This window comes from Paenirhodobacter sp. (assembly GCF_047600745.1).
GTDB lineage: Bacteria > Pseudomonadota > Alphaproteobacteria > Rhodobacterales > Rhodobacteraceae > Rhodobacter.
Genome location: NZ_JASGKI010000004.1, coordinates 1,464,686 through 1,480,368 on the forward strand (window position 1 = coordinate 1,464,686; position 15,683 = coordinate 1,480,368).

Annotated in this window: 12 protein-coding genes and 3 pseudogenes; 10 read left to right on the forward strand and 5 right to left on the reverse strand. The window is 65.0% G+C overall.

The annotated features are described in order from the left end of the window. The first annotated feature begins 7 nt into the window (after window positions 1-7). From QM789_RS15855 to QM789_RS15880, 6 genes are read left to right on the forward strand one after another with little or no spacing between them, the layout of a single operon-like run. The gene (locus QM789_RS15855; protein ID WP_420352814.1) at window positions 8-1,480 is read left to right on the forward strand and encodes an ABC transporter substrate-binding protein; all 1,473 of its coding nucleotides are present in this window, start codon (window positions 8-10) and stop codon (window positions 1,478-1,480) included. A gap of 15 nt (window positions 1,481-1,495) precedes the next feature. Beyond that, window positions 1,496-2,416 carry an ABC transporter permease gene (locus QM789_RS15860; protein WP_420352815.1) on the forward strand — a complete coding sequence of 307 codons (921 nt, stop codon included), beginning with the start codon at window positions 1,496-1,498 and terminating at the stop codon, window positions 2,414-2,416. Then, a complete protein-coding gene (locus tag QM789_RS15865; RefSeq protein ID WP_420352816.1) occupies window positions 2,416-3,309 on the forward strand; it encodes an ABC transporter permease in 894 nt (297 codons plus the stop codon). The genes QM789_RS15860 and QM789_RS15865 overlap by 1 nt, the downstream gene beginning before the upstream one ends. Next, on the forward strand, window positions 3,306-4,274 hold the full coding sequence (locus QM789_RS15870) for an ABC transporter ATP-binding protein (RefSeq protein WP_420352817.1): 969 nt from the start codon (window positions 3,306-3,308) through the stop codon (window positions 4,272-4,274). The genes QM789_RS15865 and QM789_RS15870 overlap by 4 nt, the downstream gene beginning before the upstream one ends. Continuing rightward, a complete protein-coding gene (locus tag QM789_RS15875; protein WP_420352818.1) occupies window positions 4,271-5,245 on the forward strand; it encodes an ABC transporter ATP-binding protein in 975 nt (324 codons plus the stop codon). Before QM789_RS15870 ends, QM789_RS15875 begins: the two co-directional genes overlap by 4 nt. Further along, entirely contained in the window at window positions 5,242-5,970 is a 729-nt protein-coding gene (locus tag QM789_RS15880) for a sulfite exporter TauE/SafE family protein (RefSeq protein ID WP_420352819.1), read from the forward strand. The genes QM789_RS15875 and QM789_RS15880 overlap by 4 nt, the downstream gene beginning before the upstream one ends. A gap of 53 nt (window positions 5,971-6,023) precedes the next feature. Here the strand turns inward: QM789_RS15880 and QM789_RS15885 are convergent. The 3 genes and pseudogenes from QM789_RS15885 to QM789_RS15895 form a co-directional block, all read right to left on the reverse strand. Beyond that, window positions 6,024-6,608: pseudogene (locus tag QM789_RS15885) on the reverse strand (transposase); the annotation flags it as partial. A gap of 125 nt (window positions 6,609-6,733) precedes the next feature. Beyond that, window positions 6,734-6,928: a hypothetical protein gene (locus QM789_RS15890; protein WP_420352820.1), complete on the reverse strand. Its 195-nt coding sequence runs from the start codon at window positions 6,926-6,928 to the stop codon at window positions 6,734-6,736. Between the two features lie 268 nt (window positions 6,929-7,196). Further along, window positions 7,197-7,652, reverse strand: coding sequence for a hypothetical protein (locus QM789_RS15895; RefSeq protein ID WP_420352821.1), 456 nt, complete (start codon window positions 7,650-7,652; stop codon window positions 7,197-7,199). A gap of 931 nt (window positions 7,653-8,583) precedes the next feature. On the opposite strand from QM789_RS15895, the pseudogene istA reads away from it, so the two are divergent. Next, window positions 8,584-10,128: pseudogene (gene istA, locus QM789_RS15900) on the forward strand (IS21 family transposase); the annotation flags it as partial. Window positions 10,129-10,150: 22 nt separating this feature from the next. Continuing rightward, the gene (locus QM789_RS15905) at window positions 10,151-10,516 is read left to right on the forward strand and encodes an ATP-binding protein (RefSeq protein WP_420352822.1); all 366 of its coding nucleotides are present in this window, start codon (window positions 10,151-10,153) and stop codon (window positions 10,514-10,516) included. A gap of 597 nt (window positions 10,517-11,113) precedes the next feature. On the opposite strand, the gene QM789_RS15910 is transcribed toward QM789_RS15905, so the two are convergent. After that, a complete protein-coding gene (locus tag QM789_RS15910) occupies window positions 11,114-11,275 on the reverse strand; it encodes a hypothetical protein (RefSeq protein WP_420352823.1) in 162 nt (53 codons plus the stop codon). A gap of 151 nt (window positions 11,276-11,426) precedes the next feature. Here QM789_RS15910 and QM789_RS15915 point away from each other — a divergent pair. Both QM789_RS15915 and QM789_RS15920 read left to right on the forward strand, forming a co-directional pair. Continuing rightward, window positions 11,427-12,448: pseudogene (locus tag QM789_RS15915) on the forward strand (IS110 family transposase). A gap of 926 nt (window positions 12,449-13,374) precedes the next feature. After that, window positions 13,375-13,998, forward strand: coding sequence for a cobalamin biosynthesis protein CbiX (locus QM789_RS15920; protein WP_420352824.1), 624 nt, complete (start codon window positions 13,375-13,377; stop codon window positions 13,996-13,998). Here QM789_RS15920 and QM789_RS15925 read toward each other — a convergent pair. Next, complete coding sequence (locus tag QM789_RS15925) at window positions 13,984-15,627, reverse strand: putative transporter (protein ID WP_420352825.1); 1,644 nt, start codon at window positions 15,625-15,627, stop codon at window positions 13,984-13,986. The genes QM789_RS15920 and QM789_RS15925 overlap by 15 nt on opposite strands. Window positions 15,628-15,683: the final 56 nt, after the last annotated feature.

Here is a 15,683-nt window from a genome sequence, read left to right on the forward strand (position 1 = left end):
GGGACATATGACCAGATTTCTGAGCCTCGCCACCCTTCTCGCCACCACCGCGCTTGCGGGCATGGCCGGGGCGCAATCCATCACCATCGCCATCGGCTCGGAGCCCTCGACGCTCGATCCGCAACTGCGCGACGACGGCGGCGAGCGGCAGGTGAACGACAACATCTATGAGGCGCTGATGGCGCGCACGCCGACGGGCGATCTGGTCCCGGGCCTTGCCGCCGCGCCGCCGGTTCAGACCGGGCCGCTGAGCTGGCGCTTCACGCTGCGCCCGGGGGTGACCTTCCACAACGGCGAGCCTTTCAACGCCGATGCGGTGGTGGCCTCGGTCGCGCGGGTGATCGACCCGGCGAACAATTCCGAGCAGATGGCCTATTTCGGCACGATCAAGGGCGCCGAGAAGGTCGATGACCTGACGGTGGACATCCTGACCTCGGGGCCGGATCCGATCCTGCCGTCGCGGATGTATTGGATGAAGATGATCGCACCGGGCCATGCGAAGACGGCCGACCTCGCCGCCGCGCCGGTGGGGACCGGGGCCTACCGGCTGGAAAGCTGGAACCGGGGCAGCGACCTCACGCTGGCCGCGAATCCGGATTACTGGGGCGGCGCGCCGCAGATCAAGGAAGTGACCTACCGTTTCGTGCCCGAACCCGGCACCCGGCTTTCGGGCCTGATGGCGGGGGAGTTCGACCTGATCACCAACCTGCTGCCGGAATTCGCGGCCTCCGCGCCGAAGGCGGTGGCGGTGCCGGGGCTGGAGACCTCGGTCTTCGTGCTGGGCACCGACAACGAGGTGACGAAGGATCCGAAGGTGCGGCAGGCGCTGAACCTCGCGATCGACCGGCAGGCGATGGCCGACAGCCTGTTCATGGGCTATGCCACGGTGGCGAAGGGCGTTCACGTCAACCCCGCCGCCTTCGGCTTCAACCAGAACCTGACCCCCTATCCCTACGACCCGGATCAGGCCAAGGCGCTGATCCGCGAGGCCGGGGCCGAGGGCAAGCCGATCACCGTGGTGGGCGAGGCCGGCCGCTGGCTCAAGGACCGCGAGCAGATCGAGGCCGTCGCCGCCTATTGGGCCGAAACCGGGTTGAACGTGACCACGGACATTCAGGAATTCTCCCAGTATCTCGACAGCCTGATGGGCAGCGGCCCGCGCCCGGATGCGATCTTCATCGCCAATTCCAACGAATTGCTGGATGCCGACCGGGAGATGTCCTTCATCTATCACAAGGACGGGGCCGCCGCCTCGAATTCGGATGCCGAGATGGCGGCGATGATCGACGCGGCGCGGGTGGAAACCGACCCCACCCGGCGCAAGGCGCTCTATGACGCGATCGAGCAGAAGGGCCACGACCTGAACTACACCGTGCCGCTCTTCAACCTGCAAGACATCTATGGCATGTCCGAGCGCCTGACCTGGCAGCCGCGCACGGATGCCAAGCTGATGATCCGGGAAATGACCGTCACCGAGTGACGGACGGAGGCGCGCGTGCTGGGTTTCATCGTCAGACGCCTGTTGCAGGGGCTGCTCGTCGTGATCGGCGTGACGGCGACGGTTTTCGTCGTCACCCGGGTCTTTGGCGATCCGGTGGCGCTGATGCTGCCGCTTTCGGCGACCGAGGCGCAGCGCGCGGCCTTTGCCGCCCAGATCGGCCTCGACCAGCCAATCTGGGTGCAGTTCAGCCGCTTCGTGCAGGATATTGCGACGCTCGACTTCGGCAACAGCCTGTGGCAGCGCCGCCCGGCGATCGAGGTGGTGTTCGAGCGCCTTCCGGCGACGCTCCTGCTGATCGGCGCGTCGCTCGGCACGGCGGTGGTGCTGGCGATCCCGCTCGGCGCGGTGGCGGCGCTGCGGCCCGGCGGCGTGGTGGACCGGATCACGATGTCGGTCGGGCTGCTCGGTCTGGCGATGCCGCAGTTCTGGCTTGGGCTGATGGGGATCATGCTGTTCGCGGTGGTGCTGAAATGGCTGCCTACATCGGGCTATGGCTCGTGGCGGCACCTGATCCTGCCCGCGGCGACGATGGCGCTGACCCCGCTCGCGCGGTTCACGATGATGGTGCGCGCCGCGATGATCGACGAGATGAACAAACCCTATGTGAAGACCGCCCGGGCCAAGGGTCTGGGTCTTGCGCGGATCCTGCGGGTGCATACGCTGCGCAATATCCTGGTGCCGTTCCTGTCGATCTCGGGATGGGAACTGATCTCCACCCTGTCGGGCTATACCGTGGTGGTGGAAACCGTGTTCGGCTGGCCCGGCCTCGGCATGACGGCGGTGCAGGCGATCAAGCGGGGCGATCTGTTCCTGTTGCAGGCCATCGTCTTCGTCATCGCCTTCCTGATCGTGCTGATCGGGATCGCGCTCGATGTCGCCTCCCGCGCGGTCGATCCGCGGATCGAGCTGAACTGATGCGCGCCTTTCTATCGGAACTGTGGCAGGACAAGGCGGCGGCGATCGGCCTTCTGGTGATCGTGCTGATCGTGGCCTCGGCGCTGGCGGCACCGCTGGTCGCGCCCTACGACCCGGCGGCGCAGGTGCTGACGGCGCGGATGAAGCCGCCGGTCTGGATGGCGAAGGGCGGCTGGGACCATCTCCTCGGCACCGACAACCTCGGGCGCGATGTGCTGTCACGCGTGATCTGGGGCGGGCGGTCGACGCTGATGATCGGCGCGCTGACCTGCCTGTTCGCGGCCACGCTCGGCACGGTGGTCGGTCTCTGGGCCGGGTTTCGCGGCGGGCGGACGGATTCGGTGCTGATGCGGCTGGTCGACATCCAGGTGTCCTTTCCCGGCATCCTGCTGATCCTGCTGGTGGTGGGGGTGCTCGGCCCCGGGGTCTGGACGCTGATCCTAGTGCTGTCGGTGACGAACTGGATGGTCTATGCGCGGCTGGTGCGCGGCATCGTCTCCGCCACCCGCGCCCTGCCCTATGTCGAGGCGGCCGAGGTCATCGGCTGCCGTCCCGCGCGGGTGATCTTCCGCCATATCCTGCCCAATCTGGTTTCGCCGCTGCTGACGCTGGCGATCCTCGAATTCACCAATATCGTGCTGGCAGAGGCGGCGGTCTCCTTCCTCGGCTTCGGGGTGCAGCCGCCGGCGACGTCCTGGGGCCTCGATGTCGCCTCGGGGCGGGATTACCTGTTCATCGCCTGGTGGCTGGCCACTTTCCCCGGGCTCGCGATCGTCGCCACGGTGCTGTCGATCAACCTGTTCGCGAACTGGCTGCGGGTGACGACCGATCCGGAAGAGCGCGAGAAACGCTTCGCCCGCAGTGTCGCCGCACGGCGGAGGGCCCGCGCATGACCCCCCTGCTGGAGATCGACACCCTTCAGGTCGCCTTCGACACCCGCGCGGGCACGGTGCAGGCGCTGCGCGGGGTGACGCTTTCGGTCGCGGCGGGGGAAACGCTGGCCATCGTCGGCGAATCCGGTTCGGGCAAGAGCGTCACCGCGCAGGCGGTGATGGGCCTGATCGACGTGCCGGGGCGGATTTCCGGCGGCGCGATCCGCTGGCAGGGCGCACCGCTTTCGGGCCGGGCGGCCCGGCGGGTCTGGGGCAAGGACATCGCCATGGTGTTCCAGAACCCGATGACCTCGCTCAATCCGCTGATGACCATCGGCGACCAGATCACGGAAACCATCCGCCTGCACCTGGGCCTGCCGCGCCGGGCCGCGCGGGAGCGGGCGGCGGAGCTGCTGTCGGCGGTGGGCATTTCCGGCGCGCGGCGGCGGCTCGACCAGTATCCGCATGAGTTTTCGGGCGGCATGCGGCAGCGGGTGATGATCGCCATGGCGATCGCCTGCGAACCGAAACTCCTGATCGCGGACGAACCCACCACCGCGCTCGACGTGACGATCCAGGCGCAGATCCTCGACCTTCTGGCCGGGTTGCAGGCCAGCCTCGGCCTGTCGATCATCCTGATCACCCATGACCTCGGCATCGTCGCGGGCCTGTGCCACCGCGTCGCGGTGATGTATGCCGGCCAGATCATCGAGACCGGGCCGGTCGACGACATCTTCGAGCGCCCCGCCCATCCCTATACCCAGGGGCTGATCCGCTCGACCCCGCGCCTCGACGTGCCCGAGGACCGCCTGACCGCGATCGACGGCACGCCCCCCGGCCTGCTCCAGCCGCCCGAGGGCTGTGCCTTCCGCGCGCGCTGCCCGATCGCCGCCAGACGATGCGCCCTGCCGCAGGGCCTCCGGCCCTGGGCCGCGGGCACCGTCGCCTGCTGCAAGGCCGGGGAAAACGCCTGGAGGGCCGCATGACCCCGACGCTTTCCGTCACCGGCCTCGGCATCGACTACGAAACCCGCAGCGGCGGGCTGTTCCGCCGCCGCCGCGCGGTCAATGCCGTCTCGGATGTCAGCTTCGACATCGCGCCGGGCGAGACGCTGGGGCTGGTGGGCGAATCCGGATCGGGCAAGACCACCGTCGGGCGTGCCATCCTGCGCCGGATCGAGGCCGCGCAGGGCCGGATCGTCTTCGAGGGGCAGGACATCACCCGCCTGACGGGCGAGCCGCTGCGCCGCCTGCGCGCCCGGATGCAGATCGTGTTGCAGGATCCCTATACCTCGCTCAACCCGCGCCAGACCATCGGCGATATCGTCGCCGAGCCGCTGATCGTCCACGGCCTCGCAACGAAGGCCGAGGCGCGCGGGCGGGTACTGGCGCTGCTGGATCGTGTCGGCCTGCCCGCCGATGCCGCCGCGCGCTATCCGCACAGCTTTTCCGGCGGGCAGCGGCAGCGGATCGGCATCGCCCGGGCGCTGGCGCTGAAACCCGCGCTGATCGTGGCGGACGAGCCGGTGTCGGCGCTGGACGTCTCCGTCCGGGCGCAGGTGGTGAACCTGATGCAGGATCTTCAGGCGGAGCTTGGCCTGTCCTATCTGTTCATCGCCCATGACCTTGCCATCGTGCGCCATATCTCGCACCGCGTCGCGATCATGTATGCCGGGCGGATCGTCGAAATCGCCCCGCGCGATGAAATCTACGACCGCCCGATCCACCCCTATACCGAGGCGCTGCTCTCCGCCGTGCCCGTCGCCAATCCGGCGGCGCAGCGCGCCCGGCGCCGGATCGTGCATCCGGGGGAATCGGTCGACATCGCCGACCCGCCCGCCGGCTGCCGCTTTCACCCGCGCTGTCCCCTCGCCACAGACCGCTGCCGGATCGAGGCGCCGCGGCTGTTGCGCAAACGTGGCGAGCATTTCGCCGCCTGCTGGAACCGCGAGACATGATCGACCTTCTGCTGTCCTGGCCCGGGCTCGCGGCCATCGTCACCGTCATCGCCGCGGGCGCGATCCAGGGATCGACCGGCTTCGGGTTCAACATGCTCTCGGCGCCGCTGCTCGCGCTGATCGACCCGGCCTTCGTGCCGGGCGCGGTGGTGGCCGTCTCGACGCTGGTCTGTATCGGCGGGGCGGTTTCCGAACGGTCCGCGATCGACTGGCGCGACCTGCGCTATGCGCTGTCGGGGCGGCTGATCGCGGCGCTGTTCGCGACATTCGCCATCGGCCTGATGACCCCGCGCGGCTTTTCGCTGGTCTTCGGGCTCGCGGTCCTGCTCGGGGTCGTGCTCAGCCTTGCCGGGATTCGCTTTCGCTGCACGCCGCGCAACCTGTTCGGCGCGGGGCTGGTTTCGGGGTTCATGGGCACGCTGACCTCGATCGGCGCGCCGCCGATGGCGATGGTTTATCAGGACGCGGACCCCGCGCGGATGCGCGCCACGCTCAACGCCTTTTTCGTCGTCGGCGGGGTGGTGTCGATGGTCGCGCTCCGGGCGGGCGGGCATTTCGGCGCGCGGGACGTGGCGCTGGCGGCGGCGCTGCTGCCCTTCGCGCTGGCGGGGCTGCTGCTGTCTGGCTGGGGTCGGCGGCTGGTGCACAAGGGGCATATGAAAAGGATCGTGCTGACGGTCTCGGCAGCCTCCGCCACCGTGCTGCTCTGGCGCGCGCTGATCTGATAACGGGCATGCGCGATGCCGTATGTCTTCGACAACGAAGGCGGGAAGGGACAGGCGCCGTCCGCGGTAACGCTGGCGACTTCCCGATCCGCCGGGATCCGGCTGAGCAGATCGGGCAGAATGGGCGATCGCCGATGTGGCGCGGTGATCTCCGCAGCCCGGATTCCCAATGTCCGTTCGTCATCCCGAGATGGATCTTGCGCCGGACGCGGCGTTTCGGACCACCGTGCTTGCGCGCATCCCATTCGCCTCCGACCTTGATCCCGTGTTGTCGATCAGCAATTACTTGGAGCCGCGACAGGGAATGTTGGCCGCCTCGACTGGATGGTGGCTCAGCGTGCTGAAATCGGGCACCGTTCCACCGAGGCCGACCGGATGCCACAGGCATTCGACAAAACTCACCATTATCCATCGACCCAGTGGCGTTCCTGTGGTTCGATCCGCCGAAAAGCACTTTCATCGTCAGGCCAATCTGGATAGCAGCCCCGCCCGCCTGTCGGCACGGCATCCCAACTCATCTCGGAATCGAACCAGATCGTCAGAGAACCTCGCCGCGTCAGCGATGCCTTATACGGGGGCGAGTTCCTGGTCCTGTAGGTTGGGATGCCTGTATGCTCATGCGCCCCAGATAGGACCATGGCCGTAAAAGATGACCCCCTCACGGAATTTTTGAAACAAAGCCGTGCAGAAAAGCTCCTTCATGCCGGTCAGATCGAATTTTTGACTTTCCGTCGCACCTTTCGATTTGTACAGCAAAACAGAATTACGCCTGAAAATCCGAAAAACCATGCTGATGAAACGCCCGGAACCAAGACAGGATAACCATTTTCTTCAAAATCAAGCCTCCCACACTCACCTCTGCCTTCAATGCAACAGGGTGTCGCAAATCACGAATACAAGATATTCCACGCAACCGCCATCCCTTCGCATGAATGCGGAAGAGATCAAGATCAATCATCGCGTTTCCGAAAATTTCGGAGTATGTCAGTCTATGGAGGTCATCATCGAACACACCGGGCCGCGGAAAATTCCAGAAAATGCGACCGGAATGACAGCAGGTTATATTCCCTCAAGTATTCCCCAAAGATGAAAGACACTTGCGCATTTATCGTGATCTTGGCATCCAAAGGTGGGCACGATACCTGAAGGCGTGATAAAGTGGAGGCTGGATAACAGGAACGTCGATTGTGTATCTCAGGGTTATTTTTGTTTCGCACCGAATGCCATCATGAAGTTTTCGCCAAAGCAACTGTCGGATATTCCCCGGCACTGAGCGCATGTGTGCGCATGCTCAGGGCGCAGACATGGCGCGATGCGCGATATACCACATGAACGCTTCCATTTCCTTCGCTATAGCTGTTGTCACCACAGACGATTTCTTGTCGCGCTGACCCGGCGGGTAAACTGCTGTCGGTCTTGAAGAGGGGGGTTAAGCTGGCTTTGGGCGGGTCGAACTCGACTGGCCTGAGGTATCCGGGTTTGAAATGCTTTCTGCGCGGGTTCGCGCCGCTGACTGAATCCGTGGCACAGCTGCGCCCGCTCTTTCCCCCGCGCCACAATTTCCCCAGATCGGCCCGCATCTGACCGTTCCCGTAGAACGCCGCGGCAAGTGTTGCACTCCGTTCGCGCACCCACCAGAACAGCTCAGACACATCAAGGTCACGGACAGCCAGCTCCGCCACTACGCCCCGATCCTGAACCCACGGCAGAACTTCCGCCTCGTCACAGTCTCACTCCGGCTCCTGACTCACAATTTTATCCGCCCCTCCAAGAAACAGGCAGAAAATCAGGGAAATATATTATCGTCAAACGGAACTGCGTCATCCGAAAAACCTCCTGATCTCCGACCACTGCTCTTTGAGGATGTATATCTTGCACTCGCCCGGTCGCATCTACAGGCGATAAATCCAATTCCTCTGAATCAATTTTCGTCACACGGGGACCTTGACTCTCAGGCAACTCCCCAGCACTTTTTCATCTTGCCCCTCATGCATTCAGTCGACATCAAGCTAAGATCGGCGATTCGTTTGGCCGATGTCTCGAACCGACGCACGCCGACATCTCAGCCATGAAAGTAATACCGCCAATCAGAACGGCAACTCTCCGGGCCTTGCGGCATTCACAAACCGGTGCCAGCCCGGCAGTTCGTGGGTGTGGCACTCCATAACCAAGGCCAGCGCGGCCCCGCCATCCTGTCCGATCGACCGGCGTTTTGGCGCAAGACGGGATCGCCGCGATGCGGGGCGCATCCCCCGGTCGCTTCATGCCAGCCCTTGATCTGAAAGGTCCGCTGAACCGTGTTCTTGTCGAGCCTCGGAAGCCAGGCCACGGTCCGGTAGCCGAAAGACGGCCCCTGCTCGATCATCGCCTTGATCGGCGCGGCAAAGCGCGGATCGACCTTCGGAGCCGCCTTGGTTCGCCGGTAATACACTGTCCGGCACAAAGTTTCGTTAGCGGAACCGCAATGCCCTCGGCGAGAAGGCTTGCGTGTTTCACGCGATGGCTGGCGCGGATTCCACGGGATGCTGGGCGGCCGTTCCATGTGATCGTGGGCGATTCGGTGTGACCGACGGCCAGAAGCCAAGGTGCCCTTCGTTTGAACGAAGGGGCTGAATGCCGACAGGACGGCTGAACATGCGGCGGATACGCGACGTGATGAGATTGAAGCACGCCCATGGGGTGAGCGAACGTCAGGTTGCGGCCTCGCTCGGGCTGAGCAAGACCAGCGACGGGACTTACCTGCGGCGGGCACGCAAGGCTGGCCTGGGTTGGCCATTGCCGGCAGGCCTGGATGACGACCTTGAACTGCTCCTGTTTCCAGCCGCCCCTCTGTGCCGGATCATGAGCGTCCCGTGCCGGATTGGGCCTCTGTCGATCGGAAACTTCGTTGGCCCGGGGTCACGCGGGCCCTGCTTTGGGAAGAATATCGCGCCGTCTATCCCGAGGGCTTTGCCTACACCTGGTTCTGCCCCCATTATGACGCTTGGAAAGGCCGGGTGCGTCCGGCGATGCGGCAGACGCATGTCGGGGGCGATAAGGTTTTCGTCGATTTCGCCGGGGACAGGATCGACGTCATTGATCCGGCAAGCGGCGAGGTGCGGGCGATGAAGCTGTTCGTCACCGCGATGGGCGCGTCGAGTTACACCTATGCCGAGGCTGTTGCCACGGAAGGGCTGGAGGACTGGATCGGCGCTCCCGGATGTTCGTCTTCCTCGGCGGCGTGCCGAAGGGGGTGGTGCCCGACAATCTGAAGGCGGCGGTTCTGAAGACCGACCTTCCGGGCTGAACCGGAGCTATGCCGAGATGGCCGGACATTACGGCCCTGCCATCCTGCTAGCCCGGCCGCGCAAACCCCGCGACAAGGCCAAGATCGCGGTGCAGGTGGCGCAGCACTGGATCGTCGTGTCGCAGACGCGCCTTCGGCATGATGCACGGCTGCGCAACCGGCGCTTCTTCTCGCTGGCCGGGTTGAACGCCGCGATCCGGTGTTGCGCGACGTGCTGAACATGCGGAGTTACGGCGCCAGCCGCGCCGATCTCTTCGCCACGCTGGATCGGCCGCATCTCCAGCCCTTGCCAGCAGAGGCCTATGCCTTTGCACGCTGGAAGCGCGCCCGGGTGGCGACGGACCATCACATCGAGATGGACAGTTCCTGGCATTCCGTGCCCTTCGGCCTGATCCGCGCGGCGATGGATGTCCGGACCTGCGGCGGGATCGTCGGGGTTTTCCACAAGGGCCAGAGGGTTGCGAGCCATCTGCCCGGGGCGGCGCAGCCATGTGACGCTGCCCAATCACATGCCCTCCGCTCACAGGCGCCACGCGGAATGGACCCCGGCCCGGATGCTGGCGCAGGCGGTGCCACCGCCTTTGCGAGGCGCTCATGACGGCCCGCCGCGATCCCGACGAGGGCTTCCGCTGCATGGCGGTCAGGTCATTCGCGGGGGTCGGCCCGCCCATCCGAGCAGGGCTTCCGCGCCTGCATGGGCGTTCTGGCCCTGGCGAGAAGCCATGCGCTTCGATGCCGCCTGCCGGCGCGGGCTGGCCATCCGGGCCCGGTCCGTCACCTTGATCCTGAAGAACGACCTCGACCGCGCCTTCTTCGAGGAGCGCCCCGAAGACCGCCCCCTGCGCCCCGCCAATATCCGTGGCCAAGGCTATGCCACTGACAAGGAGAGAACCCATGTTGCCCACACTTCCGAGCGCCTCATCGCGCTCGGCCTGGCCGGAATGGCGCGCGCTGGACGAGCAGCGCCGCGCCGGCCCCACCTTCAAGGACCGGCTAGGCCTGCTCGTCGACCGCGAGGCCGCCGAGCGCGACGCCAAGCGGCTGACCGCCCGCCTGAAGTCCGCCGCCCTACGTCAGGCCGCCAGTGTCGAGGATCTCGACCTGCGCACGCCCCGCGGCATCGACCGCGCCGTCATGGCCCATCTGAACGACGGCGGCTGGATCGACCGCCTCATCCACAACGCCCACCGCCCCCGGCTCTCGGGTGAAAGCATGCGAAGAAGAGCCGCAAAACCCCTTGACCTCAACCCGCAGACCTGACCCCATGAAACCCGTCGGTCACTATGCCCGACCCATGGAATAGCTGCCCACGATGCCGTGGAATCGGCGCCCCAATTCCGCAAAATCCGCAGTCAGGGCCCAAAACTGGCATCAATTCATCAGCGCCCGGCAGGTGCGTCGGCAGCCAAGATTCTCAACCAATATATGACCAACGCGCAGGCTGATAGGAACAGGATGGGGCATCGGTCGCAGCGGGTTGCGTTCTATGAAGAGGATCAAAAAACGCTCCGGGGACTGTGTTTCCGACGATTGGCCAGTCCTTCAATCTTGCGAACATGTTCTCGATCCTGCGGCGTTGACGGCAGAGGCTGACGTTGTGCGGAATCGGGATCTACCGTGCGATGCGGGGCGGAATGCAGGACGAAATCCCCATGTTGATCAGTGCGTTGCGAAGCCATCCGGCATCTTATCCCCGGTCGGCAAGCAGCACTCCGCCTTGAGGGATGGAAGACCGTAACGCCTACGCCCCGATATAATCCGAGGTCTAGCCTGCCGACAGAAACATCCAGATCGGGCGGCACTTCATATCTGTCAGGACGCGCAGCTTCGAGTTCAGCCCCCCCTTGGTTCGCCCGATCAGCCGTCCCCATCCCCTTTTGAACCCCCAGGCTTAACGCCGTCCGATGCGCCTTCGGACGCCCTCGCCGCTTCCGCACGAGGCTCGGCGTCGATCATCACGATCCCGGTTTCCTGCGCCTGCGTGATCCGTTCGATCATGATGGCGGCAAACACACCCATCCGGCTCTATCGCTTCCAGCGGTTGTCGAGCGTCTTTAGAGGACCCGCGTTTCCGATGCAGATCGCTCTATGGGCCCTGTTGCTGTCCCTCCCCCCTGCGGGCATTTGTGTGCCCGGGTGGGTCTGCGAGGATCCATTTCGGGGAGCGGTCATGTTGGAGATTATCGCGATCGGGCTCGAACTGGCGCAGAATGTGTTCCAGGTGCATGGAGCCGACGGCGCAGGACAGGCCGTTCTGCGTAGGAAGTTGCGGCGGTCGCAGGTGCTGGGGTTTTCAGCCAGTTGCCCTCTTGCGTCGTGGCGATGGAAGCTTGTGGAGGGGCGCATTACTATCGGCAAGCTGAGCCATGACGTGCGGCTAATCCCGCCCACTTACGTCAAGCCGTTCGTGAAGCGCCAGAAGAACGATGCGGCGGATGCCGAGGCAATCTGCGAAGCGGCTCAGAGGCCGACAATGCGCTTCGTGCCAGTGAAGAGCGAAGAGACTCAGGGCGCGGCGATGGTCTTCCGCCTGCGCGAGCTGCTGATCCGGCAGCGCACGCGGGCGATCAACGCATTGCGCGGCCATCTGACCGAGTTCGGGCAGATCGTGCCGCAGGAAGCGGCCAACGCGGCACGGCTGATTGTCCTCGTCGAGGATGCGGAAAGTGACCTGCCTACCGATGCCATTCCCACGCTGAAGGCTTTAATCGCGGCACGCGCGCACCTGGAGGCAGAGATGCGGAGATCGCGCGGCGCGCCAAGGAGAATGACGTCGCCCGGCGGCTGATGACGGTGCCTGATCGGGCCGCTGATCGCCACGGCCATTGCGGTTCTGGCTCCGCCACCCGAGACGTTCCGCAAGGACCGCGATTTTGCCGCCTGGCTTGGTCTGGTGCCACGGCAGCATTCGACCGGCGGGAAGCAATGTCTCGGAGCGACGGCCGGAATGGGGGAACGATCCTTGCGGCGCCTGCTGATCAATGGCGCCAACAGCGTGGTGATCAAACGTAATGTTCACAAGGAAGCTGGCTGAGCAGTCTGCTGTTGCGCAAACCACCGATGCTGGTGCGGGTGGCTTTGGCCAACAATGAGCGATGAAGCGCCACGGGTTCAAGCTCATCGCGAACGGCGCGGATCGTCTGGGCCGTGATGGCCCGGGGTGTCTACAAGGCTCCGGCCACGGCGGTGTAAATCGTCGTCGGTCGCGCGGACGTCGGAGCGCAAGGAGCGGTTTGGCGCAATCGTCGTGAGACGGGATCGGGAGAACCAGTGTGCAACAGAGTGCCTTCGAGCACGCGGCTTTGATCTGGACCTGATCCGCGAACACCATACCGGCCCGCAGCATGACGATGGCTGCAAAGAGGTCGGATACATGTCAGCCCCTATGACCCGCCAAAAGGATCCAGAATACCCCCTTGCGCAAGCGGCGGTTATACAGGTGGCATAAATGAATAATCCTGTGCAGTTCGCCGAAATTCCCGCCGATTATTATGTCCATATGTGGCTCACGAAATCTGCATTTGACCCGACGTGAGTGAAAACTTCTTCGTTCACGCAAAACCCGCCCTATGGGCCGCCGCAGAAAGGACAGCATCCGCCGCCAGACGGTCAGGATACAGACTGACCCGTCAAGGCAGGGCCGGCAAAAGAGGACATGCGCTCTTGCGTCTTTTCGTTGGAGGCTCAATTCACCGGCTCCGGCAATCCCCCTACAGGCATCGCCCCAAACGCCCGCAGTTCAAGGCCATGCCGATAGCCATAGGAATCGCAGTGTCCTTGGCGCAGCATGTGGGAAAGCGGTCCTTCGGCGAAACCCGCACAACACCGGGATCGTCCAACGCAATAAATCGGAGGGCCCCGGCACCCCTACCAGGACCCTCCTTCACCCCCATGCGCACACCCAATGCACCACATGGAACCATGAATTCTCTATGGGTTCTGGCCATCCTAGCCGGTCTCGATATAGCTATCCTGTCCGGCGATTCGTCACAATCGGCGAATCCGAACAATATGAATAGATTACAATCCATTTCCGACACGCTACCCTCGCCGCCATGACAGATGTCCTGATCGTTGCACATGGATCCCCCTCGGATCCGGAACCGCCTGACGCCAGATTGAAAACGCTGGCCGAACAGGTCGCGGTCGGGCTTGGCATGCCCGTCCGCGCGGCGACGCTCGCCAAACCCGGCGCGCTCGAAGCCACCGGGACCGAGCCGGCGCTGGTCTATCCGCTGTTCATGGCCGAAGGCTGGTTCACCCGCCGCGAGCTGCCCCGCCGCCTGTCCGGACGCTCCGTGCGGATCCTGCCGCCGTTCGGGCTTGAGCCAGAATTGCCGGAACTGGTCCGCCACATCGTTCTGACCGCCGCGAAGAGCCATGGCATCGACCCGCGCGGCTCCGATCTGATCCTCGCCGCCCACGGATCGCGCGTGCCGAGCCGGGCCAAGGATACGACCTTCACGATGGCCGCCTTCCTGCGCCGATCCACGCCGTTCTGGCGCATCCTGCCCGCCTTCGTCGAGGAGCCGCCCCATATCGCCGATGTCGCGGCGCTCAGCCGGGGTGGCCTGTGCCTGCCATTCTTTGCCCTGCGCGCGGGGCATGTGCTGAATGATCTGCCCACGGCGCTTGCCGGTTTTGCAGGGCCGCTTCTGCCGCCGGTGGGCGAACACCCAGACGTGCCCGCCCTGATCGCCCGCAGCCTTGCGCGCGCGTGGAAACCCTCAGCTTCCCAATAAGATCAACAGGATCTGCGGCGCTAGGATCCGCATGCACATCACCAGCGGATAGACCGAGGCATAGCCGATCGCCGCCGCCGGGGACCGGCTCATCCCATTGGCGAAGGCCAGCGCGGGCGGATCCGTCATCGACCCCGCCAGCACCCCGCACAGCGTCAGGTAGTTGAACCGGAAAACGATCCGCGCGACAAACCCCACGATCAACAGCGGAATCAGCGTGATCAGCACGCCATGCGCCATCCAATACAGGCCGTCGCCATTGATCAGCGTTTCAAGGAACCGGTCGCCCGCCTTGATCCCCACCACCGCCAGAAACAGCACGATGCCCAATTCCCGCAGCGCGTGGTTGGCGACGGGCGGCATATACCACACGAAGGGCCCCAGATGCCCGATCCGCGACAGGATCAGCGCCACCACCAGCGGCCCCCCCGCAAGGCCAAGCTTTACCGGCGCGGGCATCCCCGGCACCAGAATCGGGATCGACCCCAGCAGTACGCCAAGCGCAATCCCGATCAGCACGGCGGTGAACTGCACCTCCTCCAGCGCGTGGCGTTCATCGCCCAGCAGGCCGCGGATGGCGGCGATCCCCTCGGGTGTGCCGACCACGGTCACGGTGTCGCCGAAGTCGAGCGTGCTCGCCCCCTGCGCCGGAAGCTCGACCCCCGCGCGGTTGATGCGCGAGACCGAAACCCCATGCGCCTCGCTCAGGCCGAGGTCGCGCAACCGGCGTCCCAGCAGCTTCTTGTTGGTCACCACGACCCGGGTCCAGGTCAGCGCCGTGCCCTTGGTGGTCAGCGCGGTCTGGACCTCTTCGCCCAGAATGATCTGCATCGCGCGCAGCTTCGGCGCCGGGCCGACAAGGTGCAGCACATCGCCGACCGCCGCCACCGTGTCGCGCGTCGGCACGATCAGCGCGCCATCCTTGCGCATCCGCGAGGCGACGACCCCCGCATCGAACAGGTCCGGCACATCGCCCAGAGGCAGCCCGGCGATATTGGGGTTGCGGATCTCGACATTCATCACCGGAAGCGCCGCGTCGCCCGCCTTGCGCTCGGCGTCGAAATCCCCGGCCTCGCGATCGACGGAAATCCGCAGCACCCCGCGCAGGGCCAGCATGGTGATCAGAATGCCCAGAATCCCGAACGGATAGGCCACCGCATAGCCCAGGCTGGGCGCCCCCGCATCGGCACCCGAATCCTTCAGCACCTGCGTCACCGCGCCAAGACCCGGCGTATTCGTCACCGCCCCCGACATCAGGCCCAGCAGAACCGGCATCGGAATGTCCGAGGTGTAGTGCATCACCACCGTCACCGCGACGCCCAGCAGCACGATCGCCGCCGCCGCCGCGTTCAGCCGCAGCCCTGTGGATTGCAGCGCGGCAAAGAAGCCCGGCCCGACCTGGATCCCGATGGTGAACACGAACAGGATCAGGCCGAATTCCCGAACGAATTCCATCATTTCGGCATTGAAATGCAGGCCCATCCCGTCGGCGAAATGCCCCACGGCGATGCCCGCGAACAGCACGCCGCCGATGCCCAGCCCGACGCCGCGCCATTGCAACGTTCCCAGCAGGAGACCCAACCCCCCGGCCACGGCCAGGGCAACAACGACCAGAGCGACTTCGGACATGGTGCCTCGTGCGTGACGGATGGCCCAACCTCGCCGCGGCGCGGCATCCCGTCAAG